The sequence below is a fragment of the Pseudomonas sp. FP603 genome, assembly GCF_030687415.1.
In the GTDB taxonomy this organism is placed as follows: Bacteria; Pseudomonadota; Gammaproteobacteria; order Pseudomonadales; family Pseudomonadaceae; genus Aquipseudomonas; species Aquipseudomonas wuhanensis.
In genome coordinates this window covers 6575767-6598163 of sequence record NZ_CP117431.1, presented here as the reverse complement: position 1 = coordinate 6598163, position 22397 = coordinate 6575767, and the positions used below count along the sequence as shown (strand labels likewise).

23 protein-coding genes are annotated in these 22397 nt (G+C 59.7%); 10 read left to right on the top strand and 13 right to left on the bottom strand.

Going from position 1 to position 22397, the window contains the following annotated elements:
• The first annotated feature begins 270 nt into the window (after positions 1–270).
• The 3 genes from PSH65_RS30425 (at position 271) to PSH65_RS30415 (ending at position 3543) form a co-directional block, all read left to right on the top strand.
• Positions 271–678, top strand: a complete 408-nt coding sequence (locus PSH65_RS30425; RefSeq protein ID WP_305424205.1) for an RNA-binding S4 domain-containing protein — start codon at positions 271–273, stop codon at positions 676–678.
• A gap of 241 nt (positions 679–919) precedes the next feature.
• The gene (hslO, locus tag PSH65_RS30420; RefSeq protein WP_018929315.1) at positions 920–1822 is read left to right on the top strand and encodes an Hsp33 family molecular chaperone HslO; all 903 of its coding nucleotides are present in this window, start codon (positions 920–922) and stop codon (positions 1820–1822) included.
• Positions 1823–2001: 179 nt separating this feature from the next.
• A complete protein-coding gene (locus PSH65_RS30415) occupies positions 2002–3543 on the top strand; it encodes a phosphoenolpyruvate carboxykinase (RefSeq protein WP_305424204.1) in 1542 nt (513 codons plus the stop codon).
• A 153-nt stretch (positions 3544–3696) separates the two neighbouring features.
• On the opposite strand, the gene PSH65_RS30410 is transcribed toward PSH65_RS30415, so the two are convergent.
• The 5 genes from PSH65_RS30410 to PSH65_RS30390 form a co-directional block, all read right to left on the bottom strand.
• On the bottom strand, positions 3697–4050 hold the full coding sequence (locus PSH65_RS30410) for a DUF1493 family protein (RefSeq protein WP_305424203.1): 354 nt from the start codon (positions 4048–4050) through the stop codon (positions 3697–3699).
• The gene (locus tag PSH65_RS30405) at positions 4047–4280 is read right to left on the bottom strand and encodes a hypothetical protein (RefSeq protein WP_305424202.1); all 234 of its coding nucleotides are present in this window, start codon (positions 4278–4280) and stop codon (positions 4047–4049) included. Before PSH65_RS30405 ends, PSH65_RS30410 begins: the two co-directional genes overlap by 4 nt.
• Before the next feature lie 113 nt (positions 4281–4393).
• A complete protein-coding gene (locus PSH65_RS30400; protein WP_305424201.1) occupies positions 4394–4693 on the bottom strand; it encodes a hypothetical protein in 300 nt (99 codons plus the stop codon).
• 331 nt (positions 4694–5024) lie between these two features.
• Entirely contained in the window at positions 5025–5192 is a 168-nt protein-coding gene (locus tag PSH65_RS30395) for a hypothetical protein (RefSeq protein ID WP_305424200.1), read from the bottom strand.
• A 15-nt stretch (positions 5193–5207) separates the two neighbouring features.
• On the bottom strand, positions 5208–5501 hold the full coding sequence (locus PSH65_RS30390; RefSeq protein WP_305424199.1) for a hypothetical protein: 294 nt from the start codon (positions 5499–5501) through the stop codon (positions 5208–5210).
• A gap of 310 nt (positions 5502–5811) precedes the next feature.
• Here PSH65_RS30390 and PSH65_RS30385 point away from each other — a divergent pair, with 310 nt between their 5' ends.
• From PSH65_RS30385 to PSH65_RS30370, 4 genes are all read left to right on the top strand, one after another.
• Positions 5812–6315, top strand: coding sequence for a polysaccharide deacetylase (locus PSH65_RS30385; RefSeq protein WP_305424198.1), 504 nt, complete (start codon positions 5812–5814; stop codon positions 6313–6315).
• Positions 6316–6564: 249 nt separating this feature from the next.
• Positions 6565–8499, top strand: coding sequence for an ATP-dependent DNA helicase RecQ (locus PSH65_RS30380; RefSeq protein WP_305424197.1), 1935 nt, complete (start codon positions 6565–6567; stop codon positions 8497–8499).
• Positions 8500–8665: 166 nt separating this feature from the next.
• Positions 8666–9892, top strand: a complete 1227-nt coding sequence (locus tag PSH65_RS30375; RefSeq protein WP_305424196.1) for a 3-hydroxyacyl-CoA dehydrogenase — start codon at positions 8666–8668, stop codon at positions 9890–9892.
• A 142-nt stretch (positions 9893–10034) separates the two neighbouring features.
• Positions 10035–10454, top strand: a complete 420-nt coding sequence (locus PSH65_RS30370) for a thioesterase family protein (protein WP_305424195.1) — start codon at positions 10035–10037, stop codon at positions 10452–10454.
• A gap of 71 nt (positions 10455–10525) precedes the next feature.
• Here PSH65_RS30370 and PSH65_RS30365 read toward each other — a convergent pair whose 3' ends face one another.
• The 4 genes from PSH65_RS30365 to PSH65_RS30350 all read right to left on the bottom strand — a co-directional run bounded on the left by PSH65_RS30365 (position 10526) and on the right by PSH65_RS30350 (position 15539).
• A complete protein-coding gene (locus tag PSH65_RS30365) occupies positions 10526–11014 on the bottom strand; it encodes a glycine zipper domain-containing protein (protein ID WP_305424194.1) in 489 nt (162 codons plus the stop codon).
• Between the two features lie 358 nt (positions 11015–11372).
• Complete coding sequence (locus tag PSH65_RS30360) at positions 11373–13721, bottom strand: FdhF/YdeP family oxidoreductase (RefSeq protein ID WP_305424193.1); 2349 nt, start codon at positions 13719–13721, stop codon at positions 11373–11375.
• Complete coding sequence (gene fdhD, locus PSH65_RS30355; RefSeq protein ID WP_305424192.1) at positions 13718–14557, bottom strand: formate dehydrogenase accessory sulfurtransferase FdhD; 840 nt, start codon at positions 14555–14557, stop codon at positions 13718–13720. Before fdhD ends, PSH65_RS30360 begins: the two co-directional genes overlap by 4 nt.
• 94 nt (positions 14558–14651) lie before the next feature.
• Positions 14652–15539, bottom strand: coding sequence for a LysR family transcriptional regulator (locus PSH65_RS30350; protein ID WP_305424191.1), 888 nt, complete (start codon positions 15537–15539; stop codon positions 14652–14654).
• Positions 15540–15676: 137 nt separating this feature from the next.
• On the opposite strand from PSH65_RS30350, the gene lysM reads away from it, so the two are divergent.
• Complete coding sequence (gene lysM / locus PSH65_RS30345) at positions 15677–16117, top strand: peptidoglycan-binding protein LysM (protein WP_305424190.1); 441 nt, start codon at positions 15677–15679, stop codon at positions 16115–16117.
• A 127-nt stretch (positions 16118–16244) separates the two neighbouring features.
• Here lysM and yrfG read toward each other — a convergent pair whose 3' ends face one another.
• Complete coding sequence (gene yrfG, locus PSH65_RS30340; protein WP_305424189.1) at positions 16245–16907, bottom strand: GMP/IMP nucleotidase; 663 nt, start codon at positions 16905–16907, stop codon at positions 16245–16247.
• A gap of 233 nt (positions 16908–17140) precedes the next feature.
• On the opposite strand from yrfG, the gene nudE reads away from it, so the two are divergent.
• Both nudE and cysQ read left to right on the top strand, forming a co-directional pair.
• Positions 17141–17707: an ADP compounds hydrolase NudE gene (gene nudE / locus PSH65_RS30335; RefSeq protein ID WP_305424188.1), complete on the top strand. Its 567-nt coding sequence runs from the start codon at positions 17141–17143 to the stop codon at positions 17705–17707.
• On the top strand, positions 17704–18537 hold the full coding sequence (cysQ, locus tag PSH65_RS30330) for a 3'(2'),5'-bisphosphate nucleotidase CysQ (protein WP_305424187.1): 834 nt from the start codon (positions 17704–17706) through the stop codon (positions 18535–18537). The genes nudE and cysQ overlap by 4 nt, the downstream gene beginning before the upstream one ends.
• A 104-nt stretch (positions 18538–18641) precedes the next feature.
• Here the strand turns inward: cysQ and PSH65_RS30325 are convergent, their stop codons facing one another.
• From PSH65_RS30325 to PSH65_RS30315, 3 genes are read right to left on the bottom strand one after another with little or no spacing between them, the layout of a single operon-like run.
• Positions 18642–19097, bottom strand: a complete 456-nt coding sequence (locus PSH65_RS30325; protein WP_305424186.1) for a thioesterase domain-containing protein — start codon at positions 19095–19097, stop codon at positions 18642–18644.
• Between the two features lie 40 nt (positions 19098–19137).
• Positions 19138–20532: a sigma-54 dependent transcriptional regulator gene (locus tag PSH65_RS30320; protein ID WP_305424185.1), complete on the bottom strand. Its 1395-nt coding sequence runs from the start codon at positions 20530–20532 to the stop codon at positions 19138–19140.
• Positions 20529–22337: an ATP-binding protein gene (locus PSH65_RS30315; RefSeq protein ID WP_305424184.1), complete on the bottom strand. Its 1809-nt coding sequence runs from the start codon at positions 22335–22337 to the stop codon at positions 20529–20531. The genes PSH65_RS30320 and PSH65_RS30315 overlap by 4 nt, the downstream gene beginning before the upstream one ends.
• Positions 22338–22397 lie beyond the last annotated feature (60 nt).

Sequence of the window (22397 nt, the reverse complement as noted above, 5' to 3'; positions counted from 1 at the left end):
CCGGGAGCGCCACCCACTCGCGCAGACCGATAACGGTCAAATGGTCAAATGTCTTCAAAAGTGCTCAACCGGCAAAAACCGCTCAGACCGCGTGCGGCCGAATTCGCGGTATTCACGCAGAATAATGGGTAAAAGGCGACAGATATCTACGGCCCGGATTTCCATCCCTCAATTGCGGGGAATGCCTGCATTCTAATCCACAGCGTGATGATTCATGGCACGACAGAAACGGTAGTACAGTTCATTGATATTTCAGAATGAGGTCATCCAATGGCACAAAAAAGCGAAGAGGACGACAAGGTCCGTCTCGATAAATGGTTGTGGGCCGCGCGTTTTTATAAAACACGTGCCTTGGCCAAGGCCGCGATTGAGAGTGGCAAGGTGCATTGCCGGGGCGAGCGCTGCAAGCCAGGCAAGGAGCCGAGGGTCGGCGATGAGTTTCAGATTCGCACCGGCTTCGAAGAGCGCACGGTGGTAGTCCAGGCGCTGTCAATCGTGCGTCGTGGCGCGCCAGAGGCCCAGGCGCTGTATGCCGAAACCGAAGCCAGCATCGCCAAACGTGAAGCGGCTGCGGCCATGCGCAAGGCCGGGGCGTTGGGTGTGAGCACCGACGGCAAACCGAGCAAGAAACAGCGCCGGGATTTGTTCAAGTTTCGCGGCAGCAGCAACGACGAGTAGTGACGGCCGTCGGGCGCAGACTTGTAATCGCCTGCCTGTGCAGCCATATGGGGGATATTCGCCAACGGCGCATTTCGCAGGTGAAAGCACCGCTCGTCGAAAACCGAGGTTTGACCTTGCTTGGAACAACCCCGAATTGTTCATAAAATGCCGCTATGGCTAAGCTCACCCCCAAAAGTGCTGCTACGGCGTGTTTCATTTTTTGTAACCTTTTTTGTCACCACTTCAGATACCCAGACCTATGACCGATCTACCGGATACCGACTACACCCAACGCTTCATCTTCGATGACAGCGACACCCGCGGCGAACTGGTGGCATTGGAGCGTAGCTATGCCGAAGTCCTCGCCAAACACACCTATCCGGAGCCGGTCGCGCAACTGCTGGGCGAGCTGATGGCGGCTGCAGCGTTGCTGGTAGGCACCTTGAAGTTCGATGGCTTGCTGATTCTTCAGGCCCGTTCCGAAGGCCCGGTGCCGATGCTGATGATCGAGTGCTCCAGCGAGCGCGAAATTCGCGGCCTGGCCCGCTACGACGCCGAGCAGATCGCGCCCGATGCGACGCTCGCCGACCTGATGCCCAATGGCGTGTTGGCGCTGACTGTCGACCCGACTCAAGGCCAGCGTTATCAGGGCATTGTCGATCTCGACGGTGAAACCCTGTCCGATTGCTTCACCAACTATTTCGTCATGTCGCAGCAGGTTGGCACCCGCTTCAAGTTGTACGCCGACGGCCGTCGTGCCCGTGGCCTGCTGTTGCAGCAATTGCCTGCCGACCGTCTGAAGGATGAAGAAGATCGCGCCGCCAGTTGGCAGCACATCACCGCCCTGGCCAGCACCCTGACCGCCGACGAATTGCTGAGCCTGGACAACGAAACCGTGCTCCATCGCCTGTACCACGAAGAACAAGTGCGTCTGTTCGATGTGCAGAAACTGCGCTTCCATTGCAGTTGCTCCCGGGAACGCTCGGGCAATGCGCTGGTCAGTCTGGGACTGGAAGATGCGCAGCAGCTGGTCGTCGAACATGGCGGCAGCATCGAGGTCGATTGCCAGTTTTGCAACGAACGTTACCTGTTCGACGCGGCCGATATCACTCAATTATTCGCCGGTGCAGGGGTCGATACGCCGTCAGATACCCGTCACTAAAACGTTTCAGTGCAGGTAAATTCACTGCTTAACGCCGGAATAACGCCGTTCTGACGGGAGGGCCCTACACTTTTTGGGCTTTTCTGGCATAATCCGGCCCACTTTTTTCGCGGTAGTAGTGCACGACTTTCTACTACAAAACGTTTGGAGCACTCGGCCACTGGCCGACGGGGAACCTCATGACGCAAGCCAATAACGCCGTGTACACCGATCTGAGTGTTGATGATCTGGTTAAAGAAGCCCTGAATCGCGGTGAAGGCGAGCTTGCCGATACCGGCGCGCTGGTTGTTCGCACCGGTCACCGTACCGGCCGTTCGCCAGTCGATCGTTTCATCGTTGAAGAGCCGACCACCCAGGACGCCATTGCCTGGGGCCCGATCAACCGCAAGTTCCCGGCCGACAAGTTCGATGCCTTGTGGGCTCGCGTCGAGGCCTTCAACAACGCGCAAGAGCATTTCGTCTCCCATGTCCACGTAGGTTCGGCTGAAGAGCATTACCTGCCCGTGAAAATGACCACCCAGACTGCCTGGCAGAACCTGTTCGGTCGTTGCCTGTTCATCAACCCGGCCCAGTACAACCCGGCTGGCCGTGAAGAATGGCAAGTCCTTAACGTCGCCAACTTCGAGTGCGTGCCTGAGCGTGACGGCACCAATTCCGACGGCTGCGTGATCATCAACTTCGCCCAGAAGAAAGTGCTGCTCGCCGGCATGCGCTACGCCGGTGAAATGAAGAAAGCCATGTTCTCGGTGCAGAACTTCCTGCTGCCGGCCGCCGACGTGTTGCCAATGCACTGTGCCGCCAACATCGGCGAAGCGGGCGACGTGACCCTGTTCTTCGGTTTGTCCGGCACCGGCAAGACCACCCTGTCCGCCGACGAAAGCCGTTACCTGATCGGTGACGACGAACACGGCTGGGGCGAGGGCGTGGTGTTCAACATCGAAGGCGGTTGCTATGCCAAGTGCATCGACCTGTCCGAGAAGAACGAGCCGGTCATCTGGAAAGCCATCAAGCACGGCGCAGTCTTGGAAAACGTCGTTATCGACGACGCCAAGCACGCCGACTACACCGATGTCAGCCTGACCCAGAACAGTCGCGCCGCCTACCCGCTTGAGCACGTTGCCAAGCGTTCCGAGAAGAACCTCGGTGGCGAGCCGAACGCAGTGATCTTCCTGACCTGCGACCTGACCGGCGTGCTGCCGCCAGTGTCGATCCTCAATGAAGAACAAGCCGCTTACCACTTCCTGTCCGGCTACACCGCACTGGTGGGCTCGACCGAAATGGGTTCCGGCAGCGGCATCAAGTCGACCTTCTCCACCTGCTTCGGCGCACCGTTCTTCCCGCGTCCGGCTGGCGAATACGCCGAACTGCTGATCAAACGCATCCGCGGCTTCGGCTCCAAGGTCTACCTGGTCAACACCGGCTGGACCGGCGGCGGCTACGGCGTCGGCAAACGCTTCAACATCCCGACCACTCGTGGCGTAATCGCAGCGATCCAGAGCGGCGCGTTGATCGGTGCTGAGACTGAGCACCTGGACACCATCAACCTGGACGTTCCGTTGGTTGTGCCGGGCGTTGAGACTGGCCTGTTGAACCCACGTAATACCTGGGCTGACAAGGCTGCTTATGATGAAGCCGCGAAAGCACTGGCTGGGTTGTTTGTTGAGAACTTCAAGAAGTTCGACGTGAGCGACGCGATCAAGGCTGCTGGGCCGAAGTTGTAAGAATCGGTAGTGGTTTGAGGTAAGAGAAAGCCGCCCTTTGAGGGCGGCTTTTTTATGGGTGCTGATTCAGTTCCCTTGAGGCGTAACTGGCAATATTCCCGCAGTAAACACGCAAAACAGCCAGAATAATGCCACTTCTGTTGCGCTGATCTGCTAGACCTCTTCCACTTCCTGCGTGTCCCACCGTTGCTTCTTGACTGCTTGGTAGAGCATGCCAATGGTCAGCGGGACTTTGTCGCCACGACCCTTCGCGCGGCGCTTGAGAAACACATCAAACCCTTCAGGCTGAAAGTAGCGATACGCGTCGTAGTCGATGAAGTCGATGGCGAACTGTTCTTCCAGCACTTCCATCAGGTGCCGCGCATCGGCGCCGTCGCAGCCCAGGTCGAAGTTGATCGAGGTGGTGAGGCTGATGGTTTTGCGTTCGGGCAGGCCGAGTTCTTCGTGCAGCAGCTGCATGAGCAGGTGCATGGCGTGGTCATCGGGGAAGTTGGGGGCGAGGTTCATGGTGCATCTACCGTTGGGTGTATATCGGTGAGACTGATTAAGCCTGACTTTACGTCGAGTTGGACGTCGATCAACGCTGCGAACTTGGCCTGAGTCAGATCGGTAGCCTTACGAATTTCCTGGACTTGCAACGCATCAACATGGAGTTTGCGAGAAGGCTCACTCCCACCGCGGATGATTTCGTTCATCTGTTGCACGCTTTCCATTAGCTCATCAAAAAACTTGCTCATGATCATCTCCAGTGTTCGATGACGGCTTTCGGCGCTCGGTGTCCCAAGAGCCGAACGCGGAGCGTCCGTAGAGGCATTCCCACGCGGAGCGTGGGAACGATCTTCACTCAGCGTCAGGCCGGTGCTTTCCAGCTCATCATGCGTTGCTGGGCGACTTGAAGCAGGTCGCAGCCGTCCTGGGTCAGCAAGAAGAGCGCGTGGGTGATGTGGGGGATGTCTTCTATGTCGCCGTGTTTGAAGCAAATGCAGTGCAGGGTTTTGAGGAGGTCGCTGGAGGCTCGGATGCGCTGGAGGGCGGCTTCGAGGATGTCTTGCGGGTTGGCCTCTGTGTCGATGATCAGGGGCAGGGAATCGGTGAGGTTGGTTTGCAGCGGAAGGTAACGATCGTTGGTGAGCGGATTCCATGTATTCATTTTATGTATTCCCAAAGCATCAGATGGAAGCACCACCATCGTGACCAAGCGATGGAGGCGGACTGTGTTCGGGTTGGTCAACCGGAGGAATACATAAGACCGGCACGCCTAAGGCGTCCCAAACACAGCCACCATATAGCGTGCAGACACTTGAGGTGCCGGCAGCATACAACGGACGCGTTTATGTATTCCATCGGGTGACCAAGCCCGAGCCGCTGATTTGGCAGCGACAGTCACGACTATAGGTTTGAGCCACCGGGCAGCGATAGGCGACAAGGTGTCTTCGGTTGTAGGACCGGGATGAAGCTGTGATAGGGCGTTGCTTACAGACTCATCGCTTCAGCAATTTGTCCCGTTTGATTGCCATCAGGCGTTTGGCTTCATCATTTGGAATGCTGGGGCGAGGGTCGTCGAGGCTGGCTTGTACTTGTGCTCTGAACCATGCCTCGTAGGCCACTTTGTCTGCGTTTTTCATCAGGCACACCGCGTTATCGTTCATCGCGAGCAGGCTCGCTCAAACCGCTGTGGTACTCGGCAGACGTTGCCGGGCAATTTCGAGCAGTTCGTTGCCGTCCTGTGTCAGCAGGTACAGCGCGGTGACGATGTTGGGGATGTCTTTCACGTCGGCCTGTTTGAAGCACAGGCAATAAAGCGTTTCCAGCAGGTCGCCGGCGGCGCGGATGCGTTGTCGGGCGGCGTCGAGGATTTCGTGGGGATCGGCTTCGGTGTCGATGAGCAGCACGGGGGTGTCGCTGTAGCTGGTTTTGAGCGGGCGATAGCGGTCTGTTAACGAGTGGAACGTGTTCATCAAAGTCAGTCCTGTGGGAAGTCGGGCAGTCTCGCCGGCAGGCCGACACAATGTTTTCAGCCGCGTCGAAGACTATAGAGGGCCAGGGCGAGGCGTCGCAAGGTGGCGCAAATGGACAGGATTTGTAGGGGGTTTACCGTCGATGTCGCCCTTTGCCTACGCATACTCCGACTATTTTTTAAGCTTTTCCTTTGGCGGTCGATATTCCTACGGGCCTGTCAGGCTTAACGCATCAAAGCTCTGTATGGTGCGCGCCAGAATTTGTAGGACGTTTCGAAGCGTCTGAGTCGACTCTTAAAGGGAATTAGGTATGCAATGGCTACGTATAGCCTCGATTTTATTGTTGTGGGCGGGTGTTTGTCGGGTGGCGGACGCTGCCGACGTCGTTCATTCGCTAGCCCTCGCCAACATGGACCGCACCGGTTGGCCACAGGCGTTGACCACTCAGGCAGACGTCGACACTGCGTCCCGCGCCGAGGTGTTGATGGTGGGCAAGGCGCTGTTGGCCAGCGAAGCGCTGGATGAACAGGGTTTGAAACAGCGACTGGGTGTGCAGGCTGTGAAGCTCAAGTCGGTCAGGCAAGTGCGTGAGGGTTTGTGGGATCGGTTGCTGATTACCTACCGCAACGCCAGCCAGAACTGTGACGGTGAACCCTTTTGCCCCCGTGTGCGAAGTGTCGCGGATTTGCGTCAGTTGGCGGCGGCGTTCACTGGCGAAATCAGCCCGGCTTACGCGGTTTGGGCGAGCAAGAGCCAGGTGTTTCATGAGCAGGCGCTGGATGAGCAGTTGCGGGTGGCGGTGTTGAGGCCTTGAGTTCGCTGGTGGTTGATTGATCGTTCCCACGCTCCTGCGTGGGAATGCAGCCCGTGACGCTCTGCATCGCATTCAACGGCTGGAACGCGGAGCGTCCCTTGAGGCATTCCCACGCAGAGCATGGGAACGATCATCCTCCCGACTATCCGCTGTATCATCCCGTATCGTTTTTGCCCCCGACCTTTTCTCGACTCGCTGCGTTCGCCGGCTAGGCTTTGGGCTTCGCAGCGGTCAACGGAGTGACAGCTTATGCACAACACCCTGGAACAGGTTTTCGGTTATCCACAGTTTCGGCCCGGCCAAGAGGCGGCGGTCAGTGCTGTGTTGGCCGGGCGCTCGGCGGCGGCGATTTTTCCCACCGGTTCGGGCAAATCCCTGTGCTATCAGTTGCCGGCCTTGTTGCTGCCGCACCTGACGTTGGTGGTATCGCCTTTGCTGGCGCTGATGCAGGATCAATTGGCGTTCTTGCAGCGCCACGGCATTGCGGCGGGCAGCATAGATTCGGCCCAGAGCCGCGATGACGCCAGCGATGTGATGGCCCGGGCAAAGTCCGGCGAACTGAAGATTTTGATGATTTCCGTGGAGCGTCTGAAGAACGAGCGCTTCCGCCACTTTTTGCAGCAGGTGCCCATCTCGCTGCTGGTGGTGGACGAGGCCCACTGCATCTCTGAATGGGGTCACAACTTCCGCCCCGATTACCTCAAGCTGCCGGACTATCAGCGTCAGTTCAACATCCCTCAGGCCCTGCTGCTGACCGCCACCGCGACACCCAAGGTGATCGCCGACATGGAGGCCAAATTCGCCATCGCCCCCGAGGATGTGGTGACCACCGGTTTCTACCGGCCCAACCTCAATCTGTTGGTGGAACCGGTACGCGGCCAGGACAAGCGCCGACGCCTTGTCGAGTGGATGAGCCAGCGTCCCGGCCAGCCGAGTATCGTCTACGTCACCCTGCAGAAAACCGCTGAGCATATCGCCGAACATCTGGAACGCAACGGCATTCAGGCCGAGGCCTATCACGCCGGTTTGCCCCATGAGCAGCGGGAAGCGATACAGAAGCGATTCATGGGCGGGCAGTCCAATTGCATCGTTGCGACCATCGCCTTTGGCATGGGCATCGATAAAAGCGATATCCGCAACGTGGTGCATTTCGATCTGCCCAAATCCATCGAAAACTACAGCCAGGAAATCGGTCGCGCCGGACGTGACGGTCAACCGTCCGATTGCCTGGTGCTGGCCAACCGCGACAGCCTCAACGTGCTGGAAAACTTCGTCTACGGCGACACGCCGGAACGGGACGGCATTCGTTGCGTGCTCGAGGAGTTGCAAGCCGCCGTGCCAGAGGGACAGTGGGAGTTTCTGCTGGGGCCTTTGGCCGATCAGAGCAACATTCGCCAGTTACCGCTCAAGACCTTGCTGGTACAGCTGGAGCTGCGCGCAATAATCGCACCGCGTTATGCCTATTACGCCGAGTACCGCTTCAAGTATTTGCAGGAGCCTGAGGCTTTGCTGGCCCGATTTGAAGGTGAGCGAAAGGACTTCGTCTCGGCGATCATCCAAACCTCCAGCCGTGCGCGTACGTGGGCCACGGTGAATTTCGATGCGTTGTATGAACAGCATCAGGCCGAGCGCAGTCGGGTGGTCAAGGCGCTGGATTATTTCCAGGAGAAGGGCTGGGTGGAGCTTGAAAGCAAGCAGATGACGGAAGTCTACAGTCTGCAGCAAGCGGACTTTGATTCCCGAACCCTGAGCGCTGAATTGCACGCCTACTTCACCCAGCACGAGCACACCGAGATCGCACGGATTCACGCCATGCTGGATCTGTTCGCCACTGACCACTGTCTGGGTTACCGCCTGGCCGAGTACTTCGGCGACGAAAACGCGCCCCGGCAGTGTGGGCATTGCTCGGTGTGTCACGGTCATGTGGCGCGATTGCCGGCACCGCCGGAATTGCCAGCGCTTGTGGATAAAAATTTCGAGGCGCTGTGTGGTGATTTTATCCACAGGCACGAGCTGCACACGGGCAACATCCCTTCGGCTGAGCGCGTAACAAGATTTCTATGTGGGATCAGTGTGCCGCTGTTTACCAAGCTCAAGGCTCGGGCGATTCCGGGGTTTGCGGCGTTGGAGGATTATCCGTATGGCGACGTGCGCGACTGGGCTCAAGCGCACCTGCCAGGTTGAAACACCGTCAATGTGTGAGCGGGCTTGCTCGCTCCCACAGGGATATCAGTGCTTTTGAACGCACATCCATCCGCTGAATGTCGCTCATCACAGGAATAAATTTCAAAAAAGCCCGGCGCCTGACTATGGTGAGGACTGTCTTTGGATCGCTAAAAAGAGAACAACCATGAGCCAGACACCGTTCGATATTCAGCGCGCCGCCGTGATCGGCGCGGGAACCATGGGCCGCGGCATTGTCATGTGCCTGGCCAACGCCGGGGTGCCGGTGCAATGGGTCGACAACAATCCGCAGATGCTTGAGCAGGCGCTGACCAGTGTGGCTGAGACTTACGCCCACCACGTGCGTCAGGGGCGGATTGATCAGGCAGAGGCGGATGCGCGCATTGCACGGGTGACGGCGGCTGCCGATTACGCAGCGATCCGCGATGTTGATCTGGTCATCGAAGCGGTCTACGAAAACCTCGAGTTGAAGCAGAAAATCTTCCGCGAACTTGATGGCCTGATGAAGCCTGAAGCGATTCTGGCCAGCAATACCTCGGCGCTGGACATCGACGCGATTGCTGCTGCCACTCGCCGTCCGCAGCAGGTCCTGGGCCTGCATTTCTTCAGCCCGGCGCACATCATGAAATTGTTGGAGATCGTGCGCGGAGCCCAGACGGCGCCGGCGGTGCTTGATGCGGCGCTGGCGCTGGGCAAGCGCATGGGCAAGGTCAGCGTGGTGTCGGGCAACTGCCATGGTTTCATCGGCAACCGCATGCTGCATCCGTACGTGCTTGAAGCGCGCAAGATGCTGCTGGAGGGTGCCTTGCCTTATCAGGTGGATGCGGCGCTGCAAGGTTTCGGTTTCGCCATGGGGCCGTTTCGTATGTACGACGTGGTCGGCATTGACCTGGAATGGCGCGCTCGGGAGCTGGCTGGCAAAGGTCAGGATGCGCCGGAGGTTCAGGTGGACAACCGCCTGTGCGAGCTCGGGCGTTTCGGTCAGAAGAGTGGTGACGGGTATTACCACTACGAACCGGGCAGTCGCCAGGCTGAGCACGATCTGGAAGTCGATGCGCTAGTTCTGGAAGTTAGCGAGGGGTTAGGGTTCCAGCGTCGCGAGATCGGCCCTGAAGAGGTTCTGGAGCGTTGTTTGCTGGCGCTGGTCAACGAAGGGGCGAAGATTCTTCAGGAAGGCATTGCGACGTCGGCGCACGACATCGATTTGGTGTACCTCAACGGTTATGGCTTCCCGGCAGACAAGGGCGGGCCGATGGCTTGGGCGGATCAGCAAGGGTTGGAAGATATTCATCTGCGGTTGCTGGCCCTGGAGACCCGTCAGGGTGATCAGTGGGCGCCGGCGCGGTTGATTGGTGAGTTGGCGGCGCAAGGTAAAGGGTTTGCGGATCGGTAAACTCCGCAGTTGCTGATCGTTCCCACGCTTTGCGTGGGAACGCCTCCATGGACGCTCTGCGTCCGCTCCTGAATGTGACGCAGAGCGTCACGGGCTGCATTCCCACGCAGAGCGTGGGAACGATCATGAAAGGAACGTTCTGATGCCCCAACGCACCGACTACCCCCACTTCCAGCCCATCACCACCCGCTGGCACGACAATGACGCCTACGGTCACGTCAACAACGTCACCTACTACAGTTTTTTCGACACGGCGGTGAACACCTATTTGATCGAAGTCGGCGGTCTGGATATCCATGACGGCGAGGTGGTGGGTTTTGTGGTGAGTTCGGCCTGCGACTACTTTGCTTCCATCGCCTTCCCGGATCGAGTCGAGATCGGCCTGCGGGTCGGCAAGTTGGGCAACAGCTCGGTGCAATACGAACTCGCGGTGTTCAAGTCTGGAGACGACGAGGCCTGCGCGGCGGGGCGCTTCGTGCATGTATTCGTGGATCGGGTGTCGAATCAGCCGGTGGCGATTCCTGCCGGGTTGCGTGGGGCATTGGAGCGGCTAGCGGTTTGAAGGGCAAAAAAAATCGCAACCCGAGGGCTGCGATTTTTTTTGATCTACCGGTAAACGAGGCGATTCAAGCCTCAGTCGCGATAGCGATGTTTATGCTTGCGATGGCCGTAGGCATGGCCGCGACCCGGGTGACCACGGTAGTAGCGACGATCATCATCGTCATAACCACGACGATAGGAACGACGATCATCGTCGCGATCACTCTCTCTGCCCATGTAGTTACCCAGCGCGCCACCGGCACCACCGCCTGCTGCGGAGCCGATCAGGCTGCCAGTGGTGCCGCCCATGCTGCGGCCGACCACGTTACCACCTGCTGCGCCCAACGCACCACCAATGGCAGCTTCGCCACGGCTGCGTTTGTCTGCGCCGACTGCGCTACCACCCGCGCCGCCCAGGGCCGCACCAATGGTTGAACCTGTATTGCCGCCTAGCGATTGACCGACGACCGAGCCAAGAACCCCGCCCAATGCGCCGCCCACACCCGCTTCGGTGGTGCCGCCTGCAGAAGCGAAGCCACTGACCAGGCCAAGGGACAACAAGAGAATCGAGGAGAACTTCATAGAGGAACCTCAAGGGGATGACGGCGCGATCCTGAGGCTGTGTGATGGTTGTGACAATCGAAATCCGACGAGTAACACGACTTGAGCACAATTCTATAAGTTACTGTTTTTTTGGTGGAACTTAAGTGTTTTTCGCCGGTCTTTAACTACTTCGCAAAGGCCGTTTTTATACAAAAACGGCCTTTTTTGTGGGCGATTGGAAAGTGTTCGAAGGGTGTCGATACGTGTGTTGCCAAGTCGAATGTCTTCGCGGGCAAGCCACGCTCCCACAGAATTCGTGTCGTGTACAAAAAATGCGTACGGCACAGATTCCGTGGGAGCGTGGCTTGCCCGCGAGGGGCCGGGCCTGCTGTCGTCTTTAAGCCGACTTGGCCATGATCAACCCAGTCTCACTCGCCGCTTCCAAACGAATCGCCACAAACTTCGACGTCGGCGTATGGCTGCCATCCCCGGTGCTTTCCAGCGGTACCAGCGGGTTCACTTCCGGATAGTAAGCAGCCGCTTGTCCGGCAGGAATATCAAACGCCAGCAGCGTGAAGCCTTTCACCCGGCGCTGACGGCCATCATCCCAGATCGAAACGATGTCAGCCTTCTGCCCCGGTTTGAACCCCAGGCGAAGGATGTCGGCCTCATTGACGAACAATACATCCCGCTGACCTTTCACCCCGCGATAACGGTCATCAAGACCATAAATCGTGGTGTTGTACTGATCGTGGGAGCGCATCGACTGCATGATCAGGTCTGGCAGCACGCCGGTGGCGCGGGTGCGTTCGTGCACCAGGTCTTTGGGCAGAATGTTCGGACGGAAATTGGCCCGCCCCGACGGGGTATTCCAGCGACGTGCGCCGGCGCTGTTGCCCAGGTAGAAACCACCTGGGTTCTGGATTTTCTCGTTGAAGTCCCGGAAACCCGGGATGGTGTCGGCGATCAGGTCGCGGATGCGGCTGTAATCGGCCACCAGCCAGTTCCAATCCACCGGTTTGTTGCCCAGGGTCGCGGCGGCGATGCCGGCGATGATTGCAGGCTCCGAGCGCATTTGGTTCGACAGCGGCTGCAGTTGACCGTTGGAGGCATGGACCATGCTGAACGAGTCCTCCACGGTTACCGCTTGAGCGCCTTCGGTCTGGATATCGATGTCGGTACGTCCCAGGCACGGCAGGATCAACGCGTTTTTACCATGGGCCAAATGGCTGCGGTTAAGTTTGGTGCTGATCTGCACGGTCAGGTCGCAGTTGCTCAAGGCCTGGAAGGTCCGTGGGCTGTCCGGGGTGGCTTGGGCGAAGTTGCCGCCCAGGCCAATGAAGACTTTTGAGCGGCTGTCGGCCATGGCGTGAATCGCCTCGACCACGTTGTGGCCGTTTTCACGCGGCACTTTGAATTGGAAGCGGCGCTCCAGAGAATCGAGGAACGCCACCGGCGGACGCTCGTTGATGCCCATCGTCCGGTCGCCCTGCACATTGCTGTGACCACGCACCGGGCACAGACCGGCACCCGGCCGACCGATGTTGCCGCGCAACAGCATCAGGTTGGCGATTTCCTGGATGGTTGGCACCGAATGACGATGCTGGGTGATGCCCATGGCCCAGCACATGATCACGTTCTTGCCTTTGGCGTACATGCGCGCCGCTTGCTCGATTTCCACCAGCGTCAGGCCGGATTGCTCGACGATCTGCTCCCATGGGGTGTCGTCGATGACGCCCATGTATTCCAGCACGTTGACCGCATGTTCATTGAGGAAATCGTGATCGAACACCGCCGGGGCGCCAGCCTTCTGCGCATCGCGTTCCCATTGCAGCAGGAATTTCGCCATGCCGCGCAGCACTGCCATGTCGCCGCCCAGTGCCGGGCGAAAGTACGCGGTGTTGGTCGGCTTGTCGCCGTTGGTGAGCATTTCCAGCGGGTGCTGCGGATGTTGGAAGCGTTCCAGGCCGCGTTCTTTCAGCGGGTTGACGCACACTACCTGAGCGCCGCGTTTCACTGCTTCGCGCAGAGGTTCGAGCATCCGCGGGTGGTTGGTGCCGGGGTTCTGGCCCCAGACGAAAATCGCATCGGCGTGTTCGAAATCATCGAAGGTCACGGTGCCTTTGCCAACGCCGACACTTTGCGCCAGAGCCACACCGCTGGCCTCGTGGCACATGTTCGAGCAGTCGGGGAAATTGTTGGTGCCGTAGGCGCGCACGAACAGCTGATAGAGGTACGCCGCTTCGTTGCTGGCGCGACCCGAGGTATAGAACTCGGCTTGATCCGGGCTCGACAGGCCCTGCAAATGTTTACCGATCAGCGAGAAGGCGTCTTCCCAGCTGATGGGTTTGTAGCGATCCGTCTCGGCGTCGTAGCTCATCGGCTCGGTCAAGCGGCCTTGATACTCGAGCCAGTAGTCGCTCTGCTCCAGCAGCGAGCTGACGCTGTGTTTGGCGAAGAACGCACCGTCGACACGGCGTTTGGTCGCTTCCCAATTCACCGCTTTGGCGCCGTTCTCGCAGAACATCACCATGCCCTTTTCCGGAGAATCGCCCCAAGCGCAACCTGGGCAGTCGAAGCCGCCGTTCTGGTTGGTCTTGAGCATTATGCGGAGGTTTTTCAGCGCGTTATCGCTGGTCAACCAGGCTTGGGCGACGCTGATCAGCGCGCCCCAGCCACCGGCTGGGCCTTTGTAGGGCTTGTAGCGCGGGATGGGTTTCTGGTCGGCTTGACGGTGTTGACTCACGCTTGATTCTCCAACGCTGGGCTGTAGACCCGCGGTGCACTTTTCTGCGGCAGGTGGATGAGATTGAGGTTGTGTCGACGGGCCCATTGCACGGCAAGGCCCGTGGGCGACGACAGGCTGACCAGGGTCTGGATGCCGGCGCGTAAAACTTTCTGGATCAATTCAAGGCTGCAACGGCTGGTGACAATCGCCAGGCCGCCAGTGGTCGGGATCTTCTGGCGGATCAACCCGCCGATCAGCTTGTCGAGGGCGTTGTGCCGGCCGATGTCTTCGCGGCCCAACAGCAATTCGCCGTTGCCGTTCATGAACACCGCCGCATGCACCGCGCCGCAATGCTGGCCCAGTGGCTGGAATTCGCCGATGCGCTGGCGCAGGCCGTCCAGCCATTCGGCCGGGGGCAGCGGGGCGCCGGGCAATACTTTGAGGTCGGGCAGCGCTTGCTCCACCGCTTCCACGCCACAAAGCCCGCAGCCACTGGTGCCAGCCAGTTGCCGACGCTGCTGCTTGAGGTTCCAGAAGGCGCGATTGGCGATAGTCACTTGCGCGTATTGCGCCGAACCTGTGCCACTCAGTTGCAGGTCGTAGATATCGCAAGCGTCTTCGATGATGCCGCTGCCGAGGCTGAAGCCGACGATGAAGTCTTCAAGGTCCGTTGGCGTCACCAACATGACCGCCTGGCTGATGCCGTTATAGGCGATCGCCAACGCGACTTCCTCGGCCAGCGCGGTGCTGGCCGATTCGGTGTATTCAAGGTTGCAGTAACTGTATGTCTGGCTTGCGGCGGTCGCGGGCGTTTCAACAGCAGGCGCCGCGCGGGCAGGGCGCTTGGCGTTCATTAGGCATCACCGACGGTTTGGTCAGCTTTAAGCCTAGGCGTGTCAACTTGTCGCGTCTAATTGCTATTACTGATCTGCCGATAGATGGGGTCGATCAAGAGTCTGTCAGTGATTGCTGATAGATCGCGAAACAAGCTTCTGCGAGCGCCGAACGTGGAGCGCTGCGCCGCATGATCAGCCCCAGCCGGGCGAGGGTCCGGGCGCTTTCTATGGGTTGCAGACGCAAGTGATCGGTGAGGTTTTCGAGGCCACTGTCCAGGGGCATCACTGCGCAACACAGTCCACCGTGTACCGCTTGTAACAATTGATGGACCGCATCGGTTTGCAGCAACGGCTGTGGGGTCAGGCCACGGCTGTGGAAGTTATGGTCGATGGACTGGCGAAAATGCATGCCGCTGGTGAGCATGCCTAGCGGCAATTCAATCAACGATTCCCAGCTTAACGGCGCCTCGCCGAAACTGAAGAAACGCTGGTCGTAAAGCAATCCCATGCGGGTTTCGCTGAAGGCCAGGGAGTCGAAACGCTCACCGTCCAGACGCTCCAGGTACGACACGCCGAGGTCGAGACGGTTGTTCGCCAGTTGTTCGAGGATCTGTTCGGAACTCAGGGCCGAGAGTTCGAAGCGCAGGTTCGGGTGTTCAGCGTGCAAACGTTGCATCAACGGCACGGGATCGAAACTCGACAGCGGCACCACGCCCAGACGCAACGTACCCACGAGGTTGCCGCGACAGGCTGCCGCTTCGGCCTGCAAACCGTCGTAGGCCGCCAGCACCGTACGCGCCCACGCCAGCACGCGTTCGCCCGGCGCGGTGAAGCCTTCGAAGCGCTGGCCGCGGTTGACCAGCGGCAGGTCGAGCTCTTCTTCGAGGCTGCGCAGGCGCATGGACAGGGTCGGTTGGGTGATGTGGCAACGCGCGGCGGCCTGGCCGAAATGCCGGGTTTCGTCGAGAGCGATGAGGAATTTGAGCTGCTTGATGTCCATCTTCGCTCCAGGGCGCGGGCAAGGTTCGCGATTCTACCGCCTGCGCGGGGTTGGGTCATTGGTCGGCTGGGAGCCGGGCTTCGCTTGGCTGGTCTAGTCTTTGGCGTCTGGAATCTAAATCCCAAGGAGCGTGCATCATGAGTATTTTTAGCTTTGTGAAAGAAGCAGGCGAAAAACTTATCGATCTGCTGACACCTGGCAATGCGAATGCCAGCGAGCAGTTGAAGGAACACATCAGCAAGGTCGGCCTGGGTAATCCGAATGTTCAGGCGACCATCGAGGGCGACAAAGTCATCATCACCGGTGAAGTGGCGAGTCAGGAAGAGAAGGAAAAGATTCTGTTGGCCGTGGGCAATATTGCCGGTGTCGGCAGTGTTGATGACCGGATCACCGTGACCGGGCCGGTGACGAAGGCCGCTCGTTTCGTTACGGTGAAAAAGGGCGACACCCTCAGCGCGATTTCCAAGGCGGAATACGGCGACGCGAACAAGTACAACAAAATCTTCGAGGCCAACAAACCCATGCTTTCGCACCCGGACAAGATCTATCCGGGGCAGGTGTTGCGGATTCCTGAGTAAGACTTGAGTTCGTGTGATGGCCATCGCGGGCAAGCCACGCTCCCACAGGTTTTGCGTCGTATGCACACTACGCGAACAACACAAAACCTGTGGGAGCGTGGCTTGCCCGCGATGCAGGCAACTCGGTCTAAAGCCCGGCAATCAACTCCCGATAATCCCCCACCGCTGCAAACTCGGCCGTGTCCTTCGGCCCTTTGCGACTGTCCGGCTCGCTCACGGCCAGCAGATGCGCCACGCCAAAATTGCGTGCACTGCGCAGGATCGGCAAGGTGTCATCGATAAACAGACTGCGCGTCGGGTCGAAGCCGATGTCGGCCTGCAAGGCATCCCAGAACTGCGGGTTTTCCTTGGGGAACCCGTAATCGTGAGAGCTGATCAAGCGCTCGAAATACGGCGCCAGTTCAATTCGCTCCAGCTTCAATGACAGCGAGTCGCGGTGGGCGTTGGTGATCAGTACTACGCGTTTGCCGGCCCGTTTGATCGCCGCCAGAAAAGTGTCCGCATCCGGACGCAGGGCGATCAGATGCGCGGTTTCCAGTTTCAGCTCACGCACCGACAGCTTCAGCTCGGCGCTCCAGAAGTCCAGGCAGTACCACTGCAACTGACCGGCATTGCGTTCGAACAGCGGCTGTAACTCCAGCTCCGCCATGGCCCGGCTCACCCCGTGCAGATCGGCATAACGCTGGGGCAGGTGTTCCATCCAGAAATGATTGTCGTAGTGCAGGTCCAGCAGCGTGCCGTCCATATCCAGCAAAACGGTATCGATGTCGCGCCAGGGCAGCAGGGACATAAAAAACTTCTCCAGCGGTAAAAAAGATATCCGGGATAAACAATCAGGATAGGCCGGGTAAAGGCTGGGTTGAAAGCGTCGCGAGCGAAGGGAGTGCAAGGAAAAAACAGGCGAGGACGGGGAGTTTACGAGTTGTAAATGACCCGTCCGAGCCTGTTTTTGACGCAGCAATCTCGAGCGCAGCAGCTTTCAAACAGCCTGTATAGTAACCCGCTTACGCCAAGGAGCCATCTATGCGCCAGAAACCCACCGTACTCGCTCGCGAGATCGTCGCCACCAGCCGTTTGTTCTGTGTCGAAGAGCTGAAGTTGCGCTTTTCCAATGGCGTGGAGCGCACTTACGAGCGTCTGGTCAGCAAAGGCACCGGCCATGGCGCAGTGATGATTGTGGCGATGCTCGACGCGGAGCACGCGGTATTGGTGGAGGAGTACTGCGGCGGCACCGATGCATACGAATTGTCCCTGCCCAAAGGCTTGATCGAACCGGGCGAAGATGTGTTGGCAGCGGCCGAGCGGGAGCTCATGGAAGAGGCTGGGTATGGCGCGCGGCAGCTTGAACATCTGACCGAGTTGTCGTTGTCACCGGGCTACATGAGCCAGAGGATCCAGGTGGTGCTGGCCACCGACCTGTACGAAGAACGCCTGGAAGGTGATGAGCCCGAGCCGATGGGGGTGGAAAAGATCAGCCTGCGTGAATTGTCGTCTTTGGCGCAAAACCCGCGATTCACCGAGGGCCGTGCCTTGGCGGCGCTGTATCTGGCCCGTGACTTACTGACTCAACGTGGGGTGTTTTTGCCGTGAACTTGAATTTTCCCCATCCGTTGATGGCGCCGGTCGTTGAACTGGCTTTGAAGGCTGGCGAAGCGATCCTGCCGTTCTGGCGCGTCAATGTTGCCGTGACTGCAAAGTCCGATGATTCCCCGGTTACAGCCGCCGACATGGCCGCTCATCATGTGATTCTGGCTGGACTGACGGCGCTGGATCCGAGCATTCCGGTGCTGTCCGAAGAGGACGCCAATATCCCCCAGAGCGTGCGCGCCGGCTGGCAGCGCTGGTGGCTGGTCGATCCGTTGGACGGGACCAAGGAGTTCATCTCCGGCAGCGAAGAGTTCACCGTCAACATTGCGTTGATTGAGCAGGGGCGTGTGGTGTTCGGCGTGGTGTCGATGCCGACCAACGGGCGCTTTTATGTCGGCGGTGCCGGAATGGGTGCCTGGCGTGGCGATAAAGGTGCCGAGCCGTTGCCGATTCAGGTTCGCGAAGTTCCGGCTGCGGGCGAAGCCTTCACGGTGGTCGCCAGTCGTCGGCATTCAAGCCCTGAGCAGGAGCGGTTGCTCGCGGGGTTGAGCGACAGTCTGGGCGAGCTGCAACTGGCCAATATTGGCAGTTCGTTGAAATTTTGCCTGCTGGCGGAAGGGGCGGCGGATTGTTATCCGCGGTTGGCGCCGACTTCGCAGTGGGACACGGCGGCTGCGCAAGGTGTGTTGGAAGGCGCGGGGGGGGAGGTGCTGGATTTGAATGGTGAACCGTTCTGTTATCCGGCGCGGGTGTCGTTGTTGAATGAATTCTTTTTGGCGCTGCCGGCTAAGGCTGCGTGGCGGGAAAAGTTGTTGGCTTTGGCTCGCAACTAAGATCGTTCCCATGCTCTGCGTGGGAATGCCTCTAGGGACGCTCTGCGTCCAGTGACGCGGAGCGTCACGGGCTGCATTCCCACGCAGAGCGTGGGAACGATCAGTCATCGGTGCAGCACGTACTGTCCCACGAACTTCACCGCATCCTCGTCACTCCCGGCATTCACAATCCGCGAATGCAGTGTCAACCGGGCCCGCCCATACCGCTCATACGTGGCCAGAAACTTCTTCCACACCGCTGCACTCGGTGCCCGGCAAATCGCCGTTGCGTCCATGGTGACCGGCAGCGGGTAGCTGATCTGCCCTTCCTGAATCACGATGTGCCCGTCTTTAATGCCTTCTTCGTGCAAACGCAAATGCAGCCAGCCCCAGCCGGCCAGTACTGCGCCGCAATACAGGCTGCCACCGAACATGGTGCTTTTGTGATTGACGTTGGCTTCCAGCGGCAGGTGCAGGCGCAGTTGTTGGTCGTGCCAGTCGAGCACTTTGAGGCCCATCTTCCGCGTGAGGGGAATGTCGTGATGGAGGATCGATTCCAGGTGACGACTGTCGCGGTTCATTCACGGGCCTTTTGTTTGAAGGGGATGATTTTACGGTAGCTCAATCAAGGTCGTCGGTGTGGCTGCTGGCGCCGGCATCGGCGAAGTTCAGACCATGCTTGCGCAGCTTGTCATGCAAGGTTTTGCGCGGAATGCCGAGCGCTTCGGCGAGGCTGCGCACGGAGCTGTGAGAGCGCGCCAGTTCAGCGGCAATCAGGCTCTTCTCGAAGTTCTCCACTTGCTCGCTCAGACCGCCACTGACCACTTCAATCGTGCTGCCGACGCCGCCATCCGGCGTGTTGTTGTCCAGCGCCAGTTCCAGGCCCAGGGCAAAGCGTTCGGCGGCATTCTGCAGTTCTCGCACGTTGCCTGGCCAGGTGTGACGTAGCAGCAGCGCCCGGTGCCCCGGTTGCAATTCGTGAGGCGGCAAGCCGTGGCGCGCGCTGGCTTCGTCGGCGAAATGCTGGAACAGCATCAGCGCATCTTCGCCCCGCTCGCGCAGCGGCGGAATGCGTAGCGGCGCGACGTTCAGGCGGTAATACAAGTCGGCACGGAAGCGGCCCTGATCGGCGGATTGACGCAGATCTTCCTTGGTCGCGGCGATGATGCGGATGTCCAGCGGGATCAGCTGGTTGCCACCCAGACGCTCGACGACCCGCTCTTGCAGCAAGCGCAGCAGTTTCACCTGCACATCCAGACTCATGCTTTCGATTTCATCGAGGAACAACGTGCCGCCGTTGGCGAATTCGAACTTGCCGATGCGGCGCTTCTGCGCGCCGGTAAACGCACCGGGCTCGTGACCGAACAGCTCGCTTTCCACCACTGACTCGGCAAGAGCCCCGGCGTTGATCGCCACGAACGGGCCGTTACGCCGACTCGACAGGTCGTGCAACGCGCGGGCCACCACTTCCTTACCCGCACCGGTTTCGCCGAGGATCAGCACGTCGGCCTTGGTCGCCGCCAGCGCACCGATCTGCTCGCGCAGGCGCAGCATCGGCGCTGAATGCCCGACCAATCGAGCACTCAGTTCGTTGCGATCGCTCAGGGCCAGACGCAGGCTACGGTTGTCCAGTACCAGCCGGCGAAGGTCCAGAGCACGACGTACGCTGTCGAGCAGAGAGTCGCTGGCGAAAGGTTTTTCCAGAAAGTCATAAGCCCCGGCGCGCATGGCTTGTACCGCCAGCGGCACATCGCCGTGGCCGGTGATCAGCAGCACCGGCAGCTCCGGGTCCTGGGCGTGGAGTTCGGTCAGCAGTTCGAGACCGTCCATGCCCGGCATGCGGATGTCGCTGACCACTACCCCCGGCCAGTCGCGTTCCAGTTGCCCGGCCAGGCCCTTGGCTTCAGCCAGCGGCAGGATCTTCAGGCCGGCCAGGTCCAGGGTCTGGCTCAGGGCCTGGCGCAGGTGGGGATCGTCGTCGATCAACACGACCTGGATGCGGTTGTCGATGGTCATGCACTTCGGTCCTCGGACGGTTGCAGGCTCACACCCGGTGCGCCTGCGCGCAGTTTCAGGGTAATCAGGGCGCCGCCTTCCTTGTGGTTGGAGAACGACAGTTCACCACCGAAGGCGCGCATCAGGGTGTCGCAGATCGCCAGCCCCAGCCCAAGCCCCTGAGTGCGGGTCTTGGTGGTGTAGAAGGGCTCGCCGGCACGACCCAGCGCTTCCATACAGAACCCGGGGCCATTGTCGCGAATGTACAGATTGACGCCATCGGTGGTGGATTCGGCACTCAACCAGAGTTTACGCGGCGGGCCTTTTTCCGTCAGGGCATCGAGGGCATTGGCCAGCAGGTTACCGAGTACTTGGCGCAGACGGGTTTCTCCGGCCTCGACCCACAGGGTGGCGGCCGGCAGGTCACGGATCAGCTCGACTTCCATGCTCCGTCGACGCTTGGCCAATAACGCCAGAGCGTCGTCCAGTGCCGGTTGCAGGGCCACGCTTTCCGGGGCGTGACGATCACGTCGGGCGAAGGCGCGCAGGTGGGCGATGATCGAGGCCATGCGCCCGGTCAATTCGCTGATCAGCTTGAGGTTGCCGCGAGCATCCTCGGTGCGCTGATGATCGAGCAGCACTTCGGCGTTTTCCGCGTAACTGCGGATCGCCGCCAGCGGTTGGTTGAGTTCATGGCTGATGCTTGCCGACATCGTCCCCAGCGCCGAAAGCTTGCCGGCCTGCACCAGGTCATCCTGCGCGCGCACCAATTCCTGCTGGGCGTGTTCGCGCTCCAGCACTTCTTGTTTCAGTCGACGGTTGAGGCCTTCGAGGTCGCTGGTCCGTTCGGCGACCCGGCCTTCCAGTTCATGGCGAGCCTTGCCTTCGAAGGCGATCCGCTCCAGGTAATGGCGTCGGCGTTGCATCATCAGGCCGAGCAGCAGCATCAATACCAGCAGCGTTGCGCCGCCGATGGCCACGACCGTGCGCACCGGGCGGTCGATCAGGGTACGCGGCGCAAGGATACTGACGCTCCAGCCGGTTTCTTCGATCTGCCGGGTTTGGGTCAGCCAGGCGTTGGCGTCGAGACTCAACGGCTTGGGATCGCGGGTGGGGTAGGGTTGAATCGCGGTGATGGCCTCACGCTCTGCGTCGCTCAATGGGCGTGTCGAGCGGAAACGCCACTCGGGCCGCGACGTGAGGATGACCACGCCATTGTGGTCGGTGACCAACAGTTGCTCCGGGGTTTTGCCCCAGAGGCTTTCGGTGTGGTCGAGATCCACCTTGATCACCAGCACGCCGATGATTTTTTCGCGATCACGTATCGCCGCCGCAAAGAAGTAACCGCGTTTGGCCGAGGTGGTACCCAGGCCGAAGAAGCGCCCCAGACGCCCGGCCATGGCTTCGCTGAAATAAGGACGGAAAGCGAAATTGCGGCCGACGAAGCTGTCGTGTTTGTCCCAATTGGAGGCAGCCAGCGTCTTGCCGGTGGTGTCCATCAGGTACATGACTTCGGCACCGGTCTGGGCACTGATGTTTTTCAGCAGGCGATTGGCATTGCCCTGAATCACGCCCTCGTCGGGTGCGGCTAATGTCGCACGCAGGGCGGGCAGCTCGCCGAGAATCTGCGGCAACACTTCATACCGATGCAGGGTACCCAGCAGGTTGGCGACGTAGAGGTCGAGAGTCTGACGGTTCTGGCCGGCCAGTTCGCTGCGGTAGTAACGCTCGGCCAGATGTTCCAGCGGCCACAGCAAGGGCGCCAGGCACAGCGCGAGCAGCGCCAGGCTGCGCCAGCGGGGTCTGCGGGGAAGGGTCGGTGTCATGAGCATCAAGCGCCTGTGGGTACAGACGCATTATGCCTAGGCTTGCGGGCGCAGTCTGCG

Excerpts from the sequence above, each read along its gene's own strand:
- PSH65_RS30415 (WP_305424204.1), top strand. The coding sequence starts at position 2,002 with ATGACGCAAGCCAATAACGCCGTGTACACCGATCTGAGTGTTGATGAT.
- PSH65_RS30410 (WP_305424203.1), bottom strand. The coding sequence starts at position 4,050 with ATGAACCTCGCCCCCAACTTCCCCGATGACCACGCCATGCACCTGCTC.
- nudE (WP_305424188.1), top strand. The coding sequence starts at position 17,141 with ATGCGCCAGAAACCCACCGTACTCGCTCGCGAGATCGTCGCCACCAGC.
- PSH65_RS30320 (WP_305424185.1), bottom strand. The coding sequence starts at position 20,532 with ATGACCATCGACAACCGCATCCAGGTCGTGTTGATCGACGACGATCCC.
- PSH65_RS30400 (WP_305424201.1), bottom strand. The coding sequence starts at position 4,693 with ATGAATACATGGAATCCGCTCACCAACGATCGTTACCTTCCGCTGCAA.
- PSH65_RS30425 (WP_305424205.1), top strand. The coding sequence starts at position 271 with ATGGCACAAAAAAGCGAAGAGGACGACAAGGTCCGTCTCGATAAATGG.
- PSH65_RS30385 (WP_305424198.1), top strand. The coding sequence starts at position 5,812 with ATGCAATGGCTACGTATAGCCTCGATTTTATTGTTGTGGGCGGGTGTT.
- fdhD (WP_305424192.1), bottom strand. The coding sequence starts at position 14,557 with ATGAACGCCAAGCGCCCTGCCCGCGCGGCGCCTGCTGTTGAAACGCCC.
- PSH65_RS30370 (WP_305424195.1), top strand. The coding sequence starts at position 10,035 with ATGCCCCAACGCACCGACTACCCCCACTTCCAGCCCATCACCACCCGC.
- yrfG (WP_305424189.1), bottom strand. The coding sequence starts at position 16,907 with ATGTCCCTGCTGCCCTGGCGCGACATCGATACCGTTTTGCTGGATATG.
- PSH65_RS30350 (WP_305424191.1), bottom strand. The coding sequence starts at position 15,539 with ATGGACATCAAGCAGCTCAAATTCCTCATCGCTCTCGACGAAACCCGG.
- PSH65_RS30395 (WP_305424200.1), bottom strand. The coding sequence starts at position 5,192 with ATGAACGATAACGCGGTGTGCCTGATGAAAAACGCAGACAAAGTGGCC.
- PSH65_RS30365 (WP_305424194.1), bottom strand. The coding sequence starts at position 11,014 with ATGAAGTTCTCCTCGATTCTCTTGTTGTCCCTTGGCCTGGTCAGTGGC.
- PSH65_RS30315 (WP_305424184.1), bottom strand. The coding sequence starts at position 22,337 with ATGACACCGACCCTTCCCCGCAGACCCCGCTGGCGCAGCCTGGCGCTG.
- PSH65_RS30375 (WP_305424196.1), top strand. The coding sequence starts at position 8,666 with ATGAGCCAGACACCGTTCGATATTCAGCGCGCCGCCGTGATCGGCGCG.
- PSH65_RS30390 (WP_305424199.1), bottom strand. The coding sequence starts at position 5,501 with ATGAACACGTTCCACTCGTTAACAGACCGCTATCGCCCGCTCAAAACC.
- PSH65_RS30325 (WP_305424186.1), bottom strand. The coding sequence starts at position 19,097 with ATGAACCGCGACAGTCGTCACCTGGAATCGATCCTCCATCACGACATT.
- hslO (WP_018929315.1), top strand. The coding sequence starts at position 920 with ATGACCGATCTACCGGATACCGACTACACCCAACGCTTCATCTTCGAT.
- lysM (WP_305424190.1), top strand. The coding sequence starts at position 15,677 with ATGAGTATTTTTAGCTTTGTGAAAGAAGCAGGCGAAAAACTTATCGAT.
- PSH65_RS30380 (WP_305424197.1), top strand. The coding sequence starts at position 6,565 with ATGCACAACACCCTGGAACAGGTTTTCGGTTATCCACAGTTTCGGCCC.
- PSH65_RS30405 (WP_305424202.1), bottom strand. The coding sequence starts at position 4,280 with ATGAGCAAGTTTTTTGATGAGCTAATGGAAAGCGTGCAACAGATGAAC.